This is a genomic window from Frigoribacterium sp. PvP121 (assembly GCF_017833115.1).
GTDB classification, from domain to species: domain Bacteria; phylum Actinomycetota; class Actinomycetes; order Actinomycetales; family Microbacteriaceae; genus Frigoribacterium; species Frigoribacterium endophyticum.
The window spans coordinates 2,570,633-2,589,610 of the sequence record NZ_JAFIBR010000001.1 but is presented as its reverse complement, the minus strand read 5'-3'; the positions used below and the strand labels follow the sequence as shown (position 1 = coordinate 2,589,610).

Here is an 18,978-nt window from a genome sequence, read left to right as displayed (position 1 = left end):
GTCACAGGGTACGTCCGTCCTCCCGGTCGCCCGGGGCCCGTGCGCCGCCGTCGTCGGCGGCGGAGGCGGGCGAGGCCGCCGGGGCCGCCTGCGCGTCGGCCCCGGGTCGCAGGTCGAGGACGAACCGGTGGCGGACGTCGTTGCGGGCGAGGCGGTCGAGGGCCTCGCCGAGCCGGGCGGCCGGGAGCACCTCGACGTCGGCGACGACGCCGTGCTCGGCCGCGAAGTCGAGCATCGCCTGGGTGTCGGCCCGGCCGGCGCTGCCCGACGCGGTCAGCGACCGGTGGGGCAGGAGGCTCATCGCCGAGACGCTGTAGCGCGGCGGGATGCCGAGCATGCAGAGGGTGCCGCCGCGGCGCAGCGTCTCGAGGTACGGCGACGGGTCGTGGTCGCCCGACGCGGTGTCGACGACGAGGTCGAGGCGCCGGGCCGCGCTCGCCATGGCCGCGGGGTCGGTCGACACGACGACCTCGACGGCGCCGAGCGCGAGGGCGTCGGCCCGCTTGCGCGGCGACGTCGTGAAGACGGTGACCTCGGCGCCCCGGGCGACGGCGAACTTCACCGCGAGGTGGCCCAGGCCGCCCAGCCCGACGACGCCGACCCGGTCGCCGGGCCCCACGCCCGCCCGGGCGAGCGGAGCCCAGGTCGTCACACCCGCGCACATCAGCGGCGCGACGGCCGCCGGGTCGAGGCCCGCGGGCAGGTGGTAGGCGAACGCCTCGCGGACGACGTACTCGCCCGACCAGGCGCCCTGGGTGCGGCTGCCGTCGTGGCGGTCGCGCCCGCCGTAGGTGAGGGTCGGGAACTCCACGCAGAGCGACTGCTCGTCGGCGAGGCAGTTCTCGCAGGTGCCGCAGGAGTCGACGATGTTGCCGACGGCGACCGGGTCGCCGACGGCGAAGCCGGTGACGGCGGGGCCGACGGCGACGACCTCGCCGACGAACTCGTGGCCCGGCACGAGCGGCAGCTGGCCGGGCCGGGCCTGCTCGAGGGCGTGCAGGTCGCTGTGGCACACGCCGCAGAAGTCGATCCGCACGGCGAGGTCGTCGGGGCGGAGGTCGCGGCGGTCGAGCGCGACCTCCTGCAGCGGTGCGCCGGGGGCCAGCAGGGCGTGGGCGGTCGTGGTCCTCATGGGTCGACCGTAGGAGCTGGAGTGCACTCCAGCGCAAGGGCCCGGGCGGGTGCTCGGGTGCTCGGGTGCGCGGGGCTCGCCCGTAGGGTGGGCGCATGAAGACTCTGTACTACTCGGGCCAGGAGCTGATCGTGACCGACGAGCTGGCTGAGGTGCTGCTGGCCGCGGCGATGGAGTTCAGCGACGACGACCGCACCTTCCGTGTGCCGGTCGCCTGCCGCCTCGACGGCGTCGCTCACATGGCGCAGCTGCTGCTCGGCCCGGGCATCCCGCTGCTCGTCGTCGACGCGCCCGACGACGTCGAGCCGGCCGCCGGGTCGGAGTCGTCGGCGGCGTTCATCGTCGAGCTCACCGAGAGCCTGGTCGACGAGGACTGAGCCCCAGGGCGTCGCGACCCCTGACGGGTCGCGGCGCCGTCAGCTGGCTCCCCGTCCCCGGGCCTAGCCTCGGGGCATGTCCGTGCGCCTAGAGACCCCCGTCGAGCCCGCCTCCGCGGGGATGCCGCCCCGCGCCTCCTCGGGGTGGGCCGCCCTCGCCGGCGTCGTCTCGTTCGTGGCCTGGGCCGGTGCCGCCGAGGCGGCCGCCGTCGTCACCGGGCCCGGGGGCAGCCCGCTGCTCGCCGTCGGCTCGGCCGTGATCGACCTCGCGCCGGCCGCAGCCAAGGACACCATGGTGGGGCTGTTCGGCACCGGCGACAAGGTGGCCCTCGGCGTGCTGATGGCCGTGGTGCTCGTCGTCGTCACCGGCCTGGCCGGCGTCGCCGAGCAGCGTCGCCCGCCGCTCGGCCGCGTCGTCTTCGGGGTCGGCGGGGCCCTCGCGGTCGCCGCGGTGCTCACCCGGGCCGGCAGCGGCAGCCTCGACGCGGCCCCGGCCGTGATCGGCACGGTCGTCGCGGTCGTCGTGCTGCCCGGCCTGCTGCGACGGCTGGGGCGCTGGCGCCTCTCGACGGCCCCCGGCTGGGCCGCCGCGACCGAGCCCACGCCGCCGCTCGGCGGAGCCCCGGTCGAGCGCCGCAGCTTCCTCACCGCGATCGGGCTCACGAGCGCCGTCGCGGTCGTCGTGGGCGCCGGCGCCCGCGTGATCAACGCGGGCCGCGCCGACGTCGCGGCCCTGCGCGACGGCATCGCCCTCCCGGAGGCGGCCGTCACCGCCGAGCCCGTGCCGGCCGGCGCCTCCCTCGACGTGCCCGGCATCACGCCCTACGTGACCTCGAACGAGGACTTCTACCGCATCGACACGGCGCTGCGCGTGCCCTCGATCGACCCCGCCGAGTGGAGCCTGCGCATCCACGGCCTGGTCGAGAACGAGATCGTCGTCTCGTTCGACGAACTGCTCGCCCTGCCCCTCGAGGAGCACCTGGCCACCCTCAGCTGCGTGTCGAACGAGGTCGGCGGCGACCTGATCGGCACCGCCCTCTGGCTCGGGCACCCGATCCGCACCCTGCTCGCCCGGGCCGTGCCGACGGCGGGCGCCGACATGGTGCTCTCGACCAGCGAGGACGGCTTCACCGCGGGCACCCCGCTCGACGTGCTCACCGACGAGGGCACCGACGCCCTGCTGGCGGTGGGCATGAACGGCCAGCCCCTGCCGCAGGAGCACGGCTTCCCCGTGCGCATGGTCGTGCCCGGCCTCTTCGGCTACGTCTCGGCGACGAAGTGGGTCGTCGATCTCGAGGTCACCCGCTTCGCCGACGCCGAGGGGTACTGGACGCCCCGCGGCTGGGACGCGCTCGGCCCGGTCAAGCTGGAGTCGCGGGTCGACGTCCCGGCACCCGGCACGTCGGTCGACGCGGGCACCGTGCCGATCGCGGGGGTGGCCTGGCACCCGCACACGGGTGTCTCGCGCGTCGAGGTGCAGATCGACGACGAGCCCTGGGTCGACGCCGAGCTCGCGGACTCCGTGTCGGCCGACACCTGGGTGCAGTGGGTGCACCGCTGGGAAGCGACGAGCGGGAGGCACACCGTGAGGGTCCGGGCGACCGGCGCCGACGGCGAGGTGCAGCGCGAGGCACGGATGGCCCCCGCCCCGAACGGTGCCGAGGGCTGGGACGAGCACCAGGTCACGGTGCGCTGAGACCACCGCTCACGCGCGGAGCCGCGCGCAGGCGCCCGTCGGGCCGGTCGCCCGGCCCCCGCGCTACGCGACGACCCCGAGCGCGAACGGCAGCACCGCGGAGGCACCCGCCCGACGGAGCTCGCGCCCCGCGACGGTGACCGTCCACCGGCTGTCGACGAGGTCGTCGACGAGCAGCACGGGCCCGGGCGTCGCCGCCAGGGCCGCGGCCAGCTCGGGGCCCACCTCCACCGACCCCCACACGTCGGCGAGGCGGTAGACGCTGTTGCCGCCGCCGCGCGGGGCGTCGGAGGAGCGCTGGCGGGTCGGCGTCAGCTGGCCGAGCACGGGCAGCCGCCCGACGTGGCCGAGGGCCTCGCCCAGCGAGGCCACGAGCTGCGGGTGGCCCTGCGACGGCATCACGACGATGCCGACGGGCCTCTCGGTCCAGCCCCAGTCGGCCAGCACCCGCACGCAGCCGTCGACGAGGGCCCGGGTGACGGGCTGGTCGGGCGTCGAGGGCGCGAACACCTCGCGGAGCGTCGTGCCCCAGCCCAGGTCGGTGAGGCGCGCGAGGGCCCGCCCCTGCTCGACGCGCTCATCGGGCGCGATCTTGCCCTTGGCCGGCACGCCGGCCCGGTCGGCGCCGGCGGGCCACTGCGCCCGCGGCTCGACCTCGACGCCCACGCGGTCGAGCGAGCTGGCGGCCGACGCGGCCGCGTCGCTCGTCACGTCGCTCGGGTACCAGGGGCCCGCACAGACGTCGCACCGGCCGCACGGCACCGCGGCGGGGTCGTCGAGGTCGAGCTGCAGCATCTGCATGCGGCAGGTGGCACCCTCCTCGTAGCGGATCATCGACTCCTGCTCGGCGAGCCGGGCGGTGGCGATCCGGTCGTACCGCTCGCGGTCGTAGACCCACGGCCGCCCGGTCGAGACCCAGCCGCCCTGCACGCGGTGCACGGCGCCGTCGACGTCGAGCACCCTGAGCAGCAGCTCGAGGGGGGTGCGCTTGATGTCGACCCGCGCCTCCAGCGCCGGCGTCGAGAGCGGCGTCTCGCCCAGCTCGGCGAGCACGGCGCTCGCGCGGGCCTCGGAGGGCATCGACGCCGTCGCGAAGTACTGCCAGATCTCGCGGTCCTCCCGCCCCGGCAGCAGCAGCACGTCGGCGTTGTCGGTCGCGCGCCCGGCGCGGCCGATCTGCTGGTAGTAGGCGACCGGCGACGACGGGGCGCCGAGGTGCACCACGAAGCCGAGGTCGGGCTTGTCGAAGCCCATGCCGAGCGCGCTCGTCGCGACGAGCGCCTTCAGGTCGTTGGTCTTGAGGCGCTGCTCGAGCTGCTCGCGCTCCTCGGGGTCGGTGCGGCCCGTGTACGAGCGGACGTCGTGGCCCGCCTCGCGCAGCAGCCGGGCGGTGTCGTCGGCCGCCGAGATGGTCAGCGTGTAGATGATGCCGCTGCCCGCGAGGTCGCCGAGGTGGGCGAGCAGCCAGCCGAGCCGGTCGCGCGAGGTGGGCAGGTCGAGCACCCCCAGCCGCAGGGAGGCGCGGGCCAGCGAGCCGCGGATGGTCAGCACCGAGGTCTCCGGCCCCTCGGTCAGCTGCTCCTCGACGTCGGCCACGACGCGCTCGTTCGCGGTGGCCGTCGTGGCGAGGACGGGCACGCCGGCCGGCAGCGTACGGATGAGCTCGGCCAGGCGCCGGTAGTCGGGGCGGAAGTCGTGCCCCCAGTCGCTGATGCAGTGCGCCTCGTCGACGACGAGCATGCCGAGCCGGTCGACCAGCAGCGGCAGCTGCTCGTCACGGAACCTCGGGTTGTTGAGGCGCTCGGGCGACACGAGCAGCACGTCGACCTCGTCGGCGAGCAGCGCCTGCTGCACGTCGGCCCACTCGTGCGCGTTCGCCGAGTTGAGGGCCACGGCGCGGACGCCGGCCCGGGCGGCCGCGGCCACCTGGTCGCGCATCAGCGCGAGCAGCGGCGACACGAGCAGGGCGGGCCCCGTGCCGCGACGGCGCAGCAGCAGGGTGGCGATGAAGTAGACCGCCGACTTGCCCCAGCCGGTGCGCTGCACGACGAGCGCCCGTCGGCGGTCGGCGACGAGGGCGCGGATCGCCTCGAGCTGGCCGTCGTGGAAGACGGCGTCGTCACGCCCGGTCAGGCGGCGCAGCAGCTCGAGGGCCTCGGCGTCGACGTCGGTCACGGCGGGGGCGGCGGTGTCGGTCATCGGGCCATGGTGCCACGCACCACCGACCCTGCCGACTCCCGCCCGTCCGACCCTGGCCCCGGCCCCGGCCCCGGCCGTCGCCGGCCTCAGGAGGCGGCGGGCGCCTCCGGCACGACGACGAGCTCGAGGTGGTCGCGCAGCTGCCCCGGCACGTCGACCTCGTCGGGCGCGAGCAGCCACTGCAGCTGCAGGCCGTCCCAGAGGGCGACGAGGGCGGTGGCGGCCCGGTCGGGGTCGACGCCGGGCCGCAGGAGCCCGGCGGCCCCGAGCCCGCGGAAGGCGTCGCCGAACTCGCGCCGGAGCCCGGCGAGGCGGTCGGAGACGTAGTCGCGCCCGGGGTTGCCGGCCGTGACGGCCTCGCCCGAGAGCACCGCGTAGAGCTCGATGACCCCGGGCACGGCCTCGTTCGCCCGGGCCTGGCGCACGACGGCCTCGACCATCGAGCCCTCCGCCGGCGTCGACGGCATCGGGCCCGCGGAGACCTCGTCGCGGCGGGCGAGGACGGCGAGCAGCAGGTGGCTCTTGGTGGGGAAGTAGTGCAGCAGGCTCGTCTGGCTCATGCCGACGACGTCGGCGACCTTCTGCAGCGAGCCGCCCGCGTAGCCGTGGGCCGCGAACACCTCGAACGCGGCCGCGACGATCGCGGCCCGCCGCTCCGCCGACTTGGCGTACGGGCCCCGCCGAGCCCGCGGGGCGTCGGCGCTGCCCGGCGCGGCGGCGGGGTCGGCGGGCTCGGTGGTCATGGGGGCAGCCTACGACGCCCGGCGTCGTGCCCCGCGAATTTCGAGCGACCACTCGACACTGTGTTAGCGTCGACGCGTCCCGTCCACGTCGCCGGGGGCCCGCGCCTGCGCCCCGCCGTCGTCGACGGCCGCCCGCCCGCCCCCTCAGCACGGTCGACGCCCTCCCGCGGCGGCCCCGGAAGGACTCGTCCCGTGACGACCACCGCCTCGTACCTCACCGACACGGGCCCCGGCACGGGCCTCCGCAGCCCCGCCCGCTCCGCGCTGCACAGCGACGCCCCGACCCTCTCGCTCGACGGCGACTGGGCCTTCCGCCTGCTGGCCGGCGCGCCCGGCACGCCCGGCGGCCGTGGCGTGCTGCCCGAGGGCGAGGGCCCGACGGACTTCGCCGCGGTCGACCACGACGACTCCGGCTGGGAGACCATCGCCGTGCCGTCGCACTGGGTGCTGACCGGTGACGGCGAGCGCGGTCTGCCGATCTACACCAACGTGCAGTTCCCCTTCCCGACCGAGCCGCCCGCCGTGCCCGACGCGAACCCCACCGGCGACCACCGCCGCCGCTTCACGCTGCCCGCGAGCTTCGACGGCGCCGAGCGCGTGCTGCTGCGCTTCGAGGGCGTCGAGTCGCGCTACGTCGCCTGGGTCAACGGCGTCGAGGTCGGCATGGGCGTCGGCAGCCGCCTCGCGCAGGAGTTCGACGTCACCGACGTCGTCCGCCCCGGCGAGAACGTCGTCGCGGTGCGCGTGCACCAGTGGTCGGCGTCGAGCTACGTCGAGGACCAGGACCAGTGGTGGCTGCCCGGCATCTTCCGCAGCGTCACGCTGCAGGCGCGACCGGTCGGCGGCCTCGACGACGTCTGGCTGCAGACGCCGTGGCACGGCGCCGCCGGCGAGCCCGAGGGAGGCGCGTCGATCGTCGCCGAGGTCACGGCCGGCCCCGCGGCCTGGCCGGTGGTGCTCTCGGTGCCCGAGCTGGGCGTCGAGGTGACCTGGTCGTCGCCCGCCGACGTCGCCCCGGTCGAGATCGCCGACGGCGTCGCACCGTGGAGCGCCGAGACGCCCCGTCTGTACGACGCGACCGTGACGAGCGCCGGGGGAGCGGAGACGATCTCGCTCCGCCTCGGCTTCCGCACCGTCCGAGTCGACGGCGACCTCTTCACCGTCAACGGGCGCCGCGTCGTGTTCCACGGCGTGAACCGGCACGAGACGCACCCCGACCGCGGCCGCGTGTTCGACGAGGAGTGGGCGCGCCGCGACCTCGAGCAGATGAAGCGGTACAACGTGAACGCCATCCGCACGTCGCACTACCCGCCGCACCCGCGCCTCCTCGACCTGGCCGACGAGTACGGCTTCTGGGTCGTGCTCGAGAACGACCTCGAGACGCACGGGTTCGAGCGCGGCGCGTGGGTCGGCAACCCGAGCGACGACCCCGCCTGGCACGACGCCCTGGTCGACCGGATGGTGCGCACCGTCGAGCGCGACAAGAACCACCCGTCGATCGTGATGTGGTCGCTCGGCAACGAGGCGGGCACGGGGCAGAACCTCGCGGCGATGGCCGCCTGGACCCACGCCCGCGACGCCGGCCGCCCGGTGCACTACGAGGGCGACTACACGGGCGCCTACACCGACGTCTACTCGCGCATGTACTCGTTCGTCGACGAGACGCGCGCGATCGGCGCCGGCGACGAGAGCGTGCCCCTGCTCGGCACCACGGCGGCGGAGGCGGCCCGCCAGCGCTCGAAGCCGTTCCTCCTCTGCGAGTACGTCCACGCGATGGGCAACGGCCCCGGCGCGATCGACGAGTACGAGGACCTCGTCGACGAGTTCCCCCGCCTGCACGGCGGCTTCGTCTGGGAGTGGCGCGACCACGGCATCCGCACGCGGGCAGCCGACGGCACCGAGTTCTTCGGCTACGGCGGCGACTTCGGCGAGGTGGTGCACGACGGCAACTTCGTGATGGACGGCATGGTGCTCAGCGACGACACGGCGTCGCCCGGGCTCGCCGAGTGGGCCCAGGTCGTCTCGCCCCTGCGCGTGAGGTTCGAGGCCGTCGAGGGCGGCGGGGCCGTCGTGGTCGTGTCGAACCGGCGGCACTCGGCCGACGCCTCCGACGTGGCCTTCCGCTGGTCGGTCGCCCACGACGGCGTGGAGGCGGCCTCGGGCGTGCTCGACGTCGTCGGCCTCGGCGGCGGGGCCCTCGCCGCGGGCGAGGTGGCGCGCCTCGCCCTGCCGGAGGTGCCGGTCGCGGCCCTCGGCGAGACCTGGCTGACGGTCGAGGTCGTCACCGTCGCCGACGCGGCCTGGGCCCCGGCCGGCCACGTCGTCTCGACCGCGCAGCTCGACCTCACGCTGCCGGGCTCCGCCCCGGTCGCCTCGGCGGCGCCGCGGCCCACGGTGGCCACGGCCCACGACACCGCGGCGGGCATCGCCTCCGGTCGGCTCGACCTCGGCCCCGCGAGCTTCGTCGACGGCCGTCTGGTCTCCCTGGCCGGCCGGCCGGTCGACGGGCCCCGCCTCGAGCTGTGGCGTGCCCCCACCGACAACGACCGCGGCCACTGGTGGGCCCCTCGTGACCGCGACGCCGACGTCATGCGCGACCGGCACCGCAGCGACCGCTACCTCGAGAGCCTCGAGCCGAGCGCCGAGACGGTCTGGCGCCGCGCCGGCCTCGACCGCCTCACGGGCCGCGTGCTCGCCCTCTCGACGACGCCGACCTCGGTGCAGGTCCGCACGCGCTGGGCGGCGGCCGACGCCGGTCAGGCCGTCACCGTCGACGAGCGCTGGACGCTCGACGGCGACGACGTCTGGCTCGCCCTCGACCTCGTGCCGACCGCGGGCTGGGACGTCACCTGGCCCCGCGTCGGCGTGCGGCTCGACCTGCCCGTCGACGTCGAGCGGGCGTCGTGGTTCGGCACCGGCCCGGCCGAGTCGTACCCCGACTCGCGGCACGCCGCCGTCGTCGGCCGCTTCGAGTCGGCGGTCGACGACCTCGTCGTCGACTACGCCCGCCCGCAGGAGAGCGGCCACCGCAGCGACCTCCGACAGCTCGACCTCGCCACCGCCGAGGGGGGCGCGTGGCTGCGCGTCGAGGCCCTGCCCGACACGGCGGGTCGTCGCCCCGGGTTCACGCTGCGCCGCCACACCGCGCAGCAGGTCGACGCGGCGGCGCACCCGCACGAGCTGCCGGCGCCGACGGCCACGCACCTGTGGCTCGACGCCGCGCAGCACGGGCTCGGCTCCCGGGCCTGCGGGCCCGACGTGTCGGCGCCGCACGTGCTGCGCCCCGGCGCGCACGCGCTGCGCCTGCGCCTCAGCGCGCTGGGCTAGCCCGGCACCCCGGGTCACGCGAGGTCGGTCGGTCGGGACCCTGCGCGCCGAGTGGTCACGAACGGCTCGTCCCCCCGCAGGGAGCAGCAGATCGCGACCACTCGGCGGCCGGACTCAGGAGGCGCGGTGCGCGCGGACGACCACGTCGCGCATCGGGCCGCCTCCGTGGTGCGCCGAGGTGGCGGCTCGCTCGCGCGACCCGGCCACCTCCACCTCGAGCCCCTCGCCGTCGATCGCGGCGAGGACGTCGTCGACCGTGAACATCAGGTCACGCCGGTGCGCCGTGCGCTCCGGGTCGTCGGTGAGGTCGTGGCCGACGACGAGCAGCGTCCCGCCGGGAGCCACCGCCGCCGCGAGCGCCCGGAAGAGCACGGCCCGCTCCGGGTCGGCGAGGTGCATGAACTGGGCCGAGACGAGGTCGAAGGCGCCCGGCTCGGGTGCCCAGGCCGTGACGTCGTGCTGCTCCCAGGTGATCCGGGCGGCGGCGGCCGGGTCGGTGGCCTCGGCGCGACGGGCGGCCTTGGCGAGCGCCGCCTCCGCGATGTCGGTGCCGGTCACCGTCCAGCCCCGTCGGGCCAGCCAGATCGCGTCGCCGCCCTCGCCGCTGCCGACGTCGAGCGCCCGCCCGGGCGTCAGGTCGACCGTCTCGGCGACGAGCTGGGCGTTGGGCTCTCCGCTCCAGGTGAAGCCCTCCGCGCCGTAGCGGTCCTCCCAGTACGCGCGGTCGAAGACCTCCTGCTCGGGGTGCGCGGATGCGGGCGCCTCGGCGTCGGCCGGGCGGGGCTCGATTCCGTGCCGCCGGTCGCCGAGGAGCCGGGCGGTGCCCGCCGCCTCGGCGGCGGCGCTGAACGGAGCCCGCCGGGCCGCGACGGCGCGGGCGGTGTCCTCGGCCACGAGGTCGGCGTTCGCGAGGGCGGCCGCCCTCACGCCGGACGCCGCCGCCGCGACCACCTGCATCATCGGGTCGGCGACGTTGCCCGCCAGCCAGAGGCCCGGCACGCTCGTGGCGCCCGTGGCCGGGTCGGACGGCACGACGAGCCCGACGCCGAGCGGGTGGGGCTCCTGCTCGACGCCCAGCCCGGTCAGCAGGTCCGAGTTGACGCGCAGGGCAGCTCCGAGCGCCAGGGCCTCCACCGGGCGGGTGCGCCCCGAGGCGAGCTCGACCCCGCTCATCCGGTCGTCGGTGACGAGCACCCGGGTGACGGCTCCCGTCACGACACCGACCCCGCGTGCGGCGAGCTGCTCCCACTCGTCCTCCGTGGGCTCCACCGCGTCGTTGAGGAACAACACCACGCGGTCGGTCCACTGCCGGAAGAGCAGCGCCTGGTGCACCGACAGCGGCCCGCCGCCGAGCACGCCGATCAGCCGGTCGCGCACCTCCCAGCCGTGGCAGTACGGGCAGTGCACGGCGTCCCGGCCCCAGCGCTCGGCGAGGCCGGCCACGGGCGGCAGCTGGTCGCTGACGCCGGTCGTGACGACGACCCGCCGGGCGAGGACGGTCTCGACCCCGCCGCCCGCGAGCGTGACGGTCGCCCGGAAGCGGGCCGCGACTCCCGGGGCCGGCTCGACGCGGTCGAGAGCCGTGACCGTCCCGGCGCGGACCTCGCCGCCGTACGACTCGACCTCGGTGCGGCCGAGGCTCGTCAGCTCGGCGGGCGCGATCCCGTCGCGCGTGAGGTAGCCGTGCACGCCGGCGGCGGGGGCGTTGCGGGGCTCGCCCGCGTCGACGACGACGACGTCGCGGCGGGCGCGGGCGAGCGTCAGGCCCGCGCTGAGCCCGGCGGCGCCGCCGCCGACGACGAGCACGTCGCGGACGACGTCGCGGACGGTGTCGGGGCCGTCACCGGCGTCACGGGCAGGGTCCGGGGAGCCGCTCGGGGCGGGGGTGCTGTGGTCGTTCGTCATGGTGGTGACCTCCTGCCTCGATGGTCGCCTGCGCCTCCTCCGGTGACAAGCTCTCTTGCCGAAGTGGCAAGATGCGGGGATGGACCCGCACCGACACGACCCGACCGCCCCCGCCCCGGCCGACGACACCGACGCCGTCCTCGCCGGGGTCGGCCCGCGCCTCCGCGCGCTCCGCACCGCCCGGCGCGCGACCCTCGACCAGCTCTCCGCCGAGACGGGCATCTCGGTCAGCACCCTGTCGCGCCTCGAGTCGGGGCAGCGTCGCCCGGCGCTCGAGCTGCTGCTGCCGCTCGCCCGGGTGCACGGGGTGCCGCTCGACGAGCTCGTCGGCGCGCCCGAGACGGGCGACCCGCGGGTGCACCTCAAGGCCGTCGCCTGGCGCGGCGGGTCGATCCTGCCGCTGTCGCGCGGGGGGAGCGGCCTGCAGGCGTTCAAGCACGTCATCCCGGCGTCGGTGCCGGAGGGCACGCCCGAGCTGCGGACTCACGACGGCTGGGACTGGCTCTACGTGCTGAAGGGCCGGCTGCGCGTGGTGCTCGGCGAGCACGACCTCGTGCTGCCCGCGGGCGAGGCGGCCGAGTTCGACACCCGCACGCCGCACTGGTTCGGCCGGGTGGGGCCCGGCGACGTCGAGTTCCTCAGCCTGTTCGGCCGGCAGGGCGAGCGCATGCACGTCCGGGCGGCGCCGCCCGGACGCTTCGAGTAGCGTCCTGCCCGTGACCGACCACCGCCCGGCCGACGCCCGGAGCCCCGAGCCCACCGCCCGCCCGCTTCACGTCCTCGTCCTGCCCGGCGGGGGCTACCAGCACCTCGCCGACCACGAGGGCGAGCCCGTGGCCGAGTGGCTGCGGTCGCTCGGGCACAGCGCGGAGGTCGTCGGCTACCCGCTCGACACGCGGCACCCCGGCCCCCTCGAGCACGTGCGCGAGGCCGTCCGGGCCGCCCGCTCGGCGGGCCACGAGCGCGTCGGCCTGCTCGGCTTCTCCGCCGGCGGCCACGCCGCGGGCCTCGCCGCCCTCGCTCCCGGGGCCACGGGGGAGGCGCGGGTCGACCTGGTCGTGCTGGCCTACCCGGTCGTCTCCATGCGCACGCCCACCCACGGCGGCTCGCGCGCGGCGCTGATCGGCCTCGACGCCCCCGACGACCTCCGGGCGGAGACGTCGCTCGACGCCTTGGTGACCCGCGACTCCCCGCCGACCTTCGTCTGGCACACCGCCGACGACGAGACGGTGCCCGTCGAGCACGCCTACCTGATGGGCGCGGCCCTCGCCGCGGCCGGGGTGTCGCACGCCCTGCACGTCTACGCCTCGGGCCGGCACGGCCTCGGGCTCGCGAAGGGCGCCGGCCCCGCCGCGGCGTGGACCCGCGACTGCGCGGAGTGGCTCGACGACCAGCTCGGGCGGCCGAGCCGGACCGGCTGACCGGTCAGGATCGTCGACCCCGGCCGGCCGGCCCGCCCCGCCGCTACGGGACGATGACGGCCCGGCCGCGCACCGTCCCGGCCGCGAGCGCCTCGTAGGCCGACGGGGCGTCGTCGAGCGAGTAGCGCTGCGTCTCGACGCTCACCCGCCCGGCGCGCGCGAGGTCGAGCACCTCGATCAGCTCGCTGCGGCTGCCCCAGTAGGGCACCCGCACGGCCGCGTCGTAGGCGATCGAGCCGAAGCCGAGCTCGACCGTGCCGCCGCCGATGCCGACGATCGTGACGTCCGCCTCCGTGGCCGCCACCGCGACCGCCGTGGCCATCGTGGGGCGCGCGCCGACGAAGTCGAAGACCGCGTTCGCGCCGACGCCGCCGGTGATGGCACGGACGGCCTCGGCGGCGTGCTCGTCGCTGATCACGACGTGGTCGGCGCCGACGTGCGTCGCCAGCTCGAGCTTCTCGTCGTTCACGTCGAGGGCGATCACCTGCGCTCCCGAGAGCGCCTTGAGGATCTGGATGCCGACGTGCCCGAGGCCGCCGGTGCCGATGACGACGGCGAAGGTGCCGGCCCCGAGCTTCGGCAGCGACGCCTTGATCGCGTGGTACGGCGTCAGGCCGGCGTCGGTGAGCGAGACGTTCTCGACGGGGTCGAGGTCGCCGAGCGGCACGAGGTGGCGCGGGTCGTCGACGATCATGTACTCGGCCATCGAGCCGGGGGCGCCGAGCTCGGGGGGCTTGATGCCCTCGGCGGCGGCGTTGACGCAGTAGTTCTCCTTGCCCTGCGCGCACTGGTGGCAGCGCCCGCAGCCCCACGGGCCGTAGACCGCGACCGCGTCGCCGACCGAGACGTGCTCGACGCCCTCGCCGAGCTCCTCGACGACGCCGACGCCCTCGTGCCCGAGCGTGAGCGGCAGGGGGTAGCCCTGCGCCGTGTAGTCCTCCTCCGAGAGGCTCATGACGTACTCGTCGCTGTGGCAGACGCCGGCGGCGGTGACGCGGAGCAGGACCTGGCCCGGCCCCGGCGAGGGCTTCTCGACCTCGACGACGACGGGGTGCTGACCGACCTGGGTGTACTGGAGTGCCTTCATGGGGTGCACGGTAGACCCGACCGAACCAGGTGGTCCGCCCGATGTGCGACACGTGCAGCCCAGGCTCAGGTGGGCGGGCAGCGGCCTCCGAGCCGCCGCGAGCATGATGGCCGCATGAGAGCGAAGCGCGAGCCCGTCCGCCGTCAGGAGCCCGGCCCGGGCCAGGAGTCCGTCTGGGACTACCCCCGGCCCCCCAGGGTCGAGGCCCGCTCCGAGCGGGTGGTCGTCCGCCTCGGCGGCCAGGTCGTCGCCGACACCACCGCGGCGTACCGGGTGCTCGAGACGAGCCACCCGCCGGTCTGGTACCTGCCGCGCACGGCCTTCGCGGAGGGGGCGCTGCAGCCGGCCTCCGGCACGAGCATGTGCGAGTACAAGGGCCGTGCGAAGTACGTCGACGTGGTGGGCGGCGGGGCCCGCGCCTCCTCGGCGGGCTGGACGTACCCGAGCCCGTGGGCCGGCTACGAGGTGCTCGTCGATCACGTCGCGCTCTACCCGGGGCGGATGGACTCGTGCGAGATCGACGGCGAGGTCGTCCAGGCGCAGGAGGGCGACTTCTACGGCGGCTGGATCACGTCGTCGGTGGTGGGGCCGTTCAAGGGCGCGCCCGGCACGATGGGCTGGTAGCGGAGCCAGCGGCCCCGGCGTCGTCGTGGGTGTCGCCGCGTCCGGCGGCTAGGGCGTCGTGCGCGCCGTGAGCTCGGCCACGACGACCTCGGCGTCGGCGAACCACGGCGTGTAGTGGTCGGGGTCGGCGTTGACCTGCACGGCGTGGGCGGCCTCGGTGGGCGAGAGCTCCTTCCAGCCGGGGATGCGCACGAGCTTCGTGAAGAACATCGTGGCGGCCGTGTACGGGTCCATCCGCTGCTCGTAGGTGCCCCACAGGCCGTTGTCGCGCTGCTGGAAGAGCCCGCGGCTGTCGGGGCCGACGTCGTCGCCGTGGTCGATGTTGCGGAGGCTCGACTCGCCCATCGCGGTCATCACGCCGATGGCCTGCGTGTGGGTGCCGATGCCCTGCGCCTTGGCGGCCTCCATGATCCAGGCGGCGTTGACGAGGCGGTCCTGGCAGTAGCCGGCGACGGGGCCGGCGGGCACCGAGATCGTGCCGATCTGCACGGGCGGCACGTCGGGGCAGGTCGGCTGGCTCGTGACCGCGGCGGCGGTGGGCTCGTCGCGGGGAGCGCTCAGCGACGACACGACCATCGCGACCGCGACGACGAGCCCGACGGCCCCGAGGCAGAACACGACGGAGGCGGCGATGAGCAGACGGCGCACGGTGCGTCCTCCAGGGGGTCGGGCCAGGGTCGCCTCCGATGCTAGGCGAGACAGCTGGCAGACCGTGCCGGCGCCGGGCGCGGGTCAGCCCAGGGGCTGAGCGGCGAGCGCCGGCCCGCTCCCGCTCGTGCCGCACCACGTCCTCGCACCGGAACCACGCCGCGGCGTGGTTCGCCTGCGAAGAAGTGGTGCCCGAGCGGCAGGGCAGGGCGGGGAGGCGCGGGCAGGGAGCGAGGGGAGGCGCGGGCGACCGCTGCTCAGAGCAGGTCGGCGCGGTCGGCGAGGTAGGCGCCGAGCTCGCGCAGCTCGCCCGGGCCGCGGCCCCACCGCACGTGCACGGCGTCGCCGACGAGCACGAGGGGCTCGGCCGCGCCCGAGCGCAGGGCCTCGGCGTCGGTCCGCACCGGCACGTGGCCGTAGTTGACGACCTCGCCCTCGGCGAACCTCCGCGACGCGGCCCGTCGGGCGTCGCGCCGCTCCTCGACCGAGGCCGACAGGTGCTGTTCCCGCTTCGGCTCGGTGGCGCGGGTGATGGTGCCGGTCGCCCAGACCTGCCCCTCGGCGCCGAGCAGCAGCACCCCGAGGCGCCAGGCCCGGCCCGCCGGCAGCAGCGACGCCGACGTGTGGACGAGCAGCAGCCGCCGTGACGCCTTCACGGTCGCGAGCGACTCCTGGCGGGCGTCGCGGGCCGCCAGCTCGGCGACCGTGCGGCCGAGCAGGCCGGCCAGGGCCGCGGCCGCGCGCGTGGCCTCGTCGTCGCTCACCGCGCCTCCCTCGGTCGGTGTCGTGCGGTCTGTCGTGCCGTCGTGGGGCCGGTCAGCTGTCGTAGCCGTGGGCGAGGAAGTCCTCGACGAGCTCGACGACGAGGGCGTGGTCGTCGGCCTGGGGCAGGCCCGAGACCCCGACCGAGCCGACCGGGCCGACGCCGCGCACGATGACGGGGAACACCCCGCCGTGCGCGGCGTAGACGCCCGGGTCGAGCCGCGACTTCTCGTCGAACGTCGAGCCGGCGACGCGGAAGGTCTCGCCGACGCGGTACGAGCTCTGGCCCCAGCGCTCGACGACACGGGCCTTGCGGTCGAGCCACTCGTCGTTGTCGCGCGATGTGCCGGGCAGGGCCGCGTGGAAGACGCGCTGCCGGCCCTTCATCACCGCGATCGCCACGGGCAGCTGACGGCGACGCGCCTCGGCGAGCACGTGTGCCCCGAGGTCGAGGGCGGTCTCGGTCGTGAAGCGGCGGAACGTCAGGCGCTCCTCCTGCTCCTCGAGGGTGCGCAGCAGCGTGTCGTCGGTCATGGGTGCCTCCGGGGAGTCGGGCGGTGCGGGCGTCGTCGCCCGCCCCGAGCCTAGGGCCGCGGGCCGGAGGGCGGCCTGAGCGCCGTCCGGGTCTGCGTCGGCGCGGCCCGGTGCGGCGAGGTCAGCGCCGCCCGCCCGCGGCCGCGAGCTCGGTGCAGTCGTCGCTGCCCGTGAGGCGGCAGTACACGTCGGCCAGCTCGGCGGCGGAGAGCGACCAGGGGTGCTCGAGCGCACGCTGCCGGGCGGCGGTCGCGAGGCGCTGCCAGGTCGCGTCGTCGCCGAGCAGGCGGGTCAGCGTCTCGCCCCAGCGGGCCGGGTCACGGCTGTCGAGCACGACGCCGGTGACGCCGTCGACGACCGACTCGCGCAGGCCCCCCGACGCCGCGGCGACGACCGGGACCCCGCTCGCGGCGGCCTCGAGGGCGATCAGCCCGTACGTCTCCGAGTGCGACGGCACCAGCACCACGCGGGAGTCGCGGAGCAGGGCAGCGAGGCCCGCTCGCGTCCGCGGCCCCAGGAAGCGGACGTCGAGGTCGAGGCGGGCGGCGAGGTCCTCCAGCTCGTGCTCGTAGCCGGCGTGCTCGGTGCTGGCTCCGCCGGCGATCACGAGCTCGGGGCGCAGGTCGGCAGGGACGGCGGCGACCGCGGCCACGGCGAGGTCGGGGGCCTTGAGTGGCTCGAGCCGGCCGGCGACCACGACGTAGGGCCGGTCGGAGCCGGGCTCGCCCGGCGTCTGCGGGCGGAAGAGCTCGGCGTCGACGCCGGGCAGCACGACCCACAGCCGGGCCGGGTCGCCACCGAGCCGCGTGGCGACCGTCTCGGCCTCTGCGCGGCTGATCGCGACGACCGCGTCGCTCTCCCGCGCGAGCAGGGCCTCGCCCGCGAGGCGGCCGGGCGACTCGGCACGCTCGCCGTCGGAGAGGGGCGTCTCGTCGCCCGCGGCGATCGAGTGGAAGCTCTGCACGTGCGGCACGCCGCGCTCGCGCGCGACCGGCAGCGCGGCGACGCCGCTGAACCAGTGGTGCGAGTGGATGACGTCCCAGGGGCCCTGCTCGGCCAGGCGCTCGCGGAACTCGTCGACGAACTCCTCGTGGCGGCCCTTCGTGACGGGCTCGGTCGGGCCGGCGGTCAGGACGCGCAGCGTGACCCCGGGCGCGAGCTCGACGGTGTCGGGCCCGTCGGGCGACGAGCGTCGGGTGAGGATCTCGACCCGGTGCCCGGCTGCGCCGAGGGCCTCGGCCTGGTTGCGCACGACGACGTTCATGCCGCCCACGTCGCCCGAGCCGGGCTCGGCACCGGGGGAGGTGTGCAGCGAGACGAGCGCGATGCGGAGGGGGGAGGTCACCGCCCGAGCGTACCCGCCCCGCGGCGGACGCCCCCGCGCCGCCCGGCCCCCGCCCGCTCCTGCGTGCCCGACGCCCGCCCCGTGCCCGCCCGGCCCGGCCGAGCCCGGGGGGTCCGGAGCTAGGGTGAGGCATGGCGAGCGAGGCGACGATGCTGCAGGTGGGCGACCGCGAGGTCCGGATCTCGAGCCCTGGCCGGGTGCTCTGGCCCGACCTCGGGGTGACGAAGCTCGACCTCGCGCGCTACCTGGTCGACGTCGGCGACGCGTTCGTCCGCGCGAACGGCGACCGCCCGATCTCGCTGCAGAGGTTCCCCGGCGGGGTCGACGGCGACGACTACTTCTCGAAGAACCCGCCCCGCGGCGCCCCCGACCACGTGCGCAGCGTCGTCGTGACCTACCCGAGCGCCCGCTCGCACCCCCAGCTCGTCATCGACGAGCCGGCCGGGGCCGTCTGGGCGGCGCAGATGAACACGGTCGTCTTCCACCCCTGGGCGTCGCGGGCCGGGGCGAGCGACCTGCCCGATCAGCTGCGGGTCGACCTCGACCCGCAGCCCGGCACCGACTTCTCCGACGCGGTGCCCGCGGCGCACGAGCTCCGGCGCGTGCTGGCCGACGCCGGGCTGACGGCCTTCGTCAAGACGAGCGGCAACCGCGGCCTGCACGTCTTCGCGCCGATCGAGCCGACCCGGGAGTTCCTCGACGTGCGGCACGCGGTGATCGCCGCAGCGCGCGAGCTCGAGCGCCGCATGCCCGACGCCGTGACCACGAACTGGTGGAAGGAGGAGCGCGGCCGCCGCGTCTTCGTCGACTACAACCAGGCGAACCGCGACCGCACCATGGCCGGTGCCTGGTCTCCCCGGGCGCTGGCCCGCGCCTCCGTCTCGACCCCGCTCGAGTGGAGCGAGCTCGACGCGACCGACCCGGCGGCGCACACCGTGCTCACCGTGCCGGGCCGCCTCGCCGCGACGGGCGACCCGTGGGAGCACATGCACGACGAGCCCGGCACGATCGACGCGCTGCTCGGCTGGTGGGAGCGCGACGTCGAGGCGGGCCTCGGCGAGCTGCCCTTCCCGCCCGACTTCCCGAAGATGCCGGGCGAGCCGCCCCGCGTGCAGCCCAGCCGCGCGAAGGCGGGGCCGCAGGGCGACCCGGTCGAGCCCGTCGAGTAGGCCCGAGAG

Annotated in this window: 16 protein-coding genes; 7 read left to right on the top strand and 9 right to left on the bottom strand. The window is 76.2% G+C overall.

Annotation, left to right across the window (positions count from 1 at the left end):
- Position 1: 1 nt before the first annotated feature.
- Positions 2 to 1,132: an NAD(P)-dependent alcohol dehydrogenase gene (locus JOE43_RS12100; RefSeq protein WP_209518022.1), complete on the bottom strand. Its 1,131-nt coding sequence runs from the start codon at positions 1,130 to 1,132 to the stop codon at positions 2 to 4.
- 95 nt (positions 1,133 to 1,227) lie between these two features.
- Between JOE43_RS12100 and JOE43_RS12095 the strand changes: the two genes are divergently transcribed.
- Complete coding sequence (locus tag JOE43_RS12095; protein ID WP_209518021.1) at positions 1,228 to 1,509, top strand: hypothetical protein; 282 nt, start codon at positions 1,228 to 1,230, stop codon at positions 1,507 to 1,509.
- Positions 1,510 to 1,585: 76 nt separating this feature from the next.
- Positions 1,586 to 3,205, top strand: a complete 1,620-nt coding sequence (locus JOE43_RS12090) for a molybdopterin-dependent oxidoreductase (protein ID WP_209518019.1) — start codon at positions 1,586 to 1,588, stop codon at positions 3,203 to 3,205.
- Between the two features lie 63 nt (positions 3,206 to 3,268).
- Here JOE43_RS12090 and JOE43_RS12085 read toward each other — a convergent pair whose 3' ends face one another.
- Entirely contained in the window at positions 3,269 to 5,404 is a 2,136-nt protein-coding gene (locus JOE43_RS12085; RefSeq protein ID WP_209518017.1) for an ATP-dependent DNA helicase RecQ, read from the bottom strand.
- An 86-nt stretch (positions 5,405 to 5,490) separates the two neighbouring features.
- Positions 5,491 to 6,147, bottom strand: a complete 657-nt coding sequence (locus JOE43_RS12080) for a TetR/AcrR family transcriptional regulator (RefSeq protein ID WP_209518015.1) — start codon at positions 6,145 to 6,147, stop codon at positions 5,491 to 5,493.
- 192 nt (positions 6,148 to 6,339) lie between these two features.
- Between JOE43_RS12080 and JOE43_RS12075 the strand changes: the two genes are divergently transcribed.
- Complete coding sequence (locus tag JOE43_RS12075; RefSeq protein WP_209518013.1) at positions 6,340 to 9,474, top strand: glycoside hydrolase family 2 TIM barrel-domain containing protein; 3,135 nt, start codon at positions 6,340 to 6,342, stop codon at positions 9,472 to 9,474.
- A 114-nt stretch (positions 9,475 to 9,588) separates the two neighbouring features.
- Here the strand turns inward: JOE43_RS12075 and JOE43_RS16220 are convergent, their stop codons facing one another.
- A complete protein-coding gene (locus tag JOE43_RS16220) occupies positions 9,589 to 11,379 on the bottom strand; it encodes an FAD-dependent oxidoreductase (RefSeq protein ID WP_307803357.1) in 1,791 nt (596 codons plus the stop codon).
- 79 nt (positions 11,380 to 11,458) lie between these two features.
- On the opposite strand from JOE43_RS16220, the gene JOE43_RS12060 reads away from it, so the two are divergent.
- On the top strand, positions 11,459 to 12,085 hold the full coding sequence (locus JOE43_RS12060) for a helix-turn-helix domain-containing protein (protein ID WP_209518010.1): 627 nt from the start codon (positions 11,459 to 11,461) through the stop codon (positions 12,083 to 12,085).
- A gap of 10 nt (positions 12,086 to 12,095) precedes the next feature.
- Entirely contained in the window at positions 12,096 to 12,800 is a 705-nt protein-coding gene (locus JOE43_RS12055) for a prolyl oligopeptidase family serine peptidase (RefSeq protein ID WP_307803356.1), read from the top strand.
- A 43-nt stretch (positions 12,801 to 12,843) separates the two neighbouring features.
- On the opposite strand, the gene JOE43_RS12050 is transcribed toward JOE43_RS12055, so the two are convergent.
- Positions 12,844 to 13,887 (bottom strand): NAD(P)-dependent alcohol dehydrogenase, encoded by a 1,044-nt coding sequence (locus JOE43_RS12050; protein ID WP_209518008.1) that lies wholly within the window; start codon positions 13,885 to 13,887, stop codon positions 12,844 to 12,846.
- Between the two features lie 114 nt (positions 13,888 to 14,001).
- Here JOE43_RS12050 and JOE43_RS12045 point away from each other — a divergent pair, with 114 nt between their 5' ends.
- Entirely contained in the window at positions 14,002 to 14,511 is a 510-nt protein-coding gene (locus JOE43_RS12045) for a DUF427 domain-containing protein (protein ID WP_209518007.1), read from the top strand.
- A gap of 48 nt (positions 14,512 to 14,559) precedes the next feature.
- Here the strand turns inward: JOE43_RS12045 and JOE43_RS12040 are convergent, their stop codons facing one another.
- The 4 genes from JOE43_RS12040 to JOE43_RS12025 form a co-directional block, all read right to left on the bottom strand.
- On the bottom strand, positions 14,560 to 15,159 hold the full coding sequence (locus JOE43_RS12040; RefSeq protein WP_192045771.1) for a hypothetical protein: 600 nt from the start codon (positions 15,157 to 15,159) through the stop codon (positions 14,560 to 14,562).
- Positions 15,160 to 15,416: 257 nt separating this feature from the next.
- Positions 15,417 to 15,923 (bottom strand): hypothetical protein, encoded by a 507-nt coding sequence (locus tag JOE43_RS12035; RefSeq protein WP_167259296.1) that lies wholly within the window; start codon positions 15,921 to 15,923, stop codon positions 15,417 to 15,419.
- Positions 15,924 to 15,975: 52 nt separating this feature from the next.
- On the bottom strand, positions 15,976 to 16,455 hold the full coding sequence (locus tag JOE43_RS12030; RefSeq protein WP_056055189.1) for a heme-degrading domain-containing protein: 480 nt from the start codon (positions 16,453 to 16,455) through the stop codon (positions 15,976 to 15,978).
- Positions 16,456 to 16,576: 121 nt separating this feature from the next.
- Positions 16,577 to 17,800 (bottom strand): glycosyltransferase, encoded by a 1,224-nt coding sequence (locus JOE43_RS12025; RefSeq protein ID WP_307803355.1) that lies wholly within the window; start codon positions 17,798 to 17,800, stop codon positions 16,577 to 16,579.
- Between the two features lie 131 nt (positions 17,801 to 17,931).
- On the opposite strand from JOE43_RS12025, the gene ligD reads away from it, so the two are divergent.
- On the top strand, positions 17,932 to 18,969 hold the full coding sequence (gene ligD / locus JOE43_RS12020; RefSeq protein ID WP_209518004.1) for a non-homologous end-joining DNA ligase: 1,038 nt from the start codon (positions 17,932 to 17,934) through the stop codon (positions 18,967 to 18,969).
- Positions 18,970 to 18,978: the final 9 nt, after the last annotated feature.

What these genes read in the sequence shown, in the direction of transcription:
- JOE43_RS12100 (WP_209518022.1), bottom strand. Translation starts at nt 1,132, where the DNA reads ATGAGGACCACGACCGCCCACGCCCTGCTGGCCCCCGGCGCACCGCTG.
- JOE43_RS12095 (WP_209518021.1), top strand. Translation starts at nt 1,228, where the DNA reads ATGAAGACTCTGTACTACTCGGGCCAGGAGCTGATCGTGACCGACGAG.
- JOE43_RS12090 (WP_209518019.1), top strand. Translation starts at nt 1,586, where the DNA reads ATGTCCGTGCGCCTAGAGACCCCCGTCGAGCCCGCCTCCGCGGGGATG.
- JOE43_RS12085 (WP_209518017.1), bottom strand. Translation starts at nt 5,404, where the DNA reads ATGACCGACACCGCCGCCCCCGCCGTGACCGACGTCGACGCCGAGGCC.
- JOE43_RS12080 (WP_209518015.1), bottom strand. Translation starts at nt 6,147, where the DNA reads ATGACCACCGAGCCCGCCGACCCCGCCGCCGCGCCGGGCAGCGCCGAC.
- JOE43_RS16220 (WP_307803357.1), bottom strand. Translation starts at nt 11,379, where the DNA reads ATGACGAACGACCACAGCACCCCCGCCCCGAGCGGCTCCCCGGACCCT.
- JOE43_RS12060 (WP_209518010.1), top strand. Translation starts at nt 11,459, where the DNA reads ATGGACCCGCACCGACACGACCCGACCGCCCCCGCCCCGGCCGACGAC.
- JOE43_RS12050 (WP_209518008.1), bottom strand. Translation starts at nt 13,887, where the DNA reads ATGAAGGCACTCCAGTACACCCAGGTCGGTCAGCACCCCGTCGTCGTC.
- JOE43_RS12045 (WP_209518007.1), top strand. Translation starts at nt 14,002, where the DNA reads ATGAGAGCGAAGCGCGAGCCCGTCCGCCGTCAGGAGCCCGGCCCGGGC.
- JOE43_RS12030 (WP_056055189.1), bottom strand. Translation starts at nt 16,455, where the DNA reads ATGACCGACGACACGCTGCTGCGCACCCTCGAGGAGCAGGAGGAGCGC.
- ligD (WP_209518004.1), top strand. Translation starts at nt 17,932, where the DNA reads ATGGCGAGCGAGGCGACGATGCTGCAGGTGGGCGACCGCGAGGTCCGG.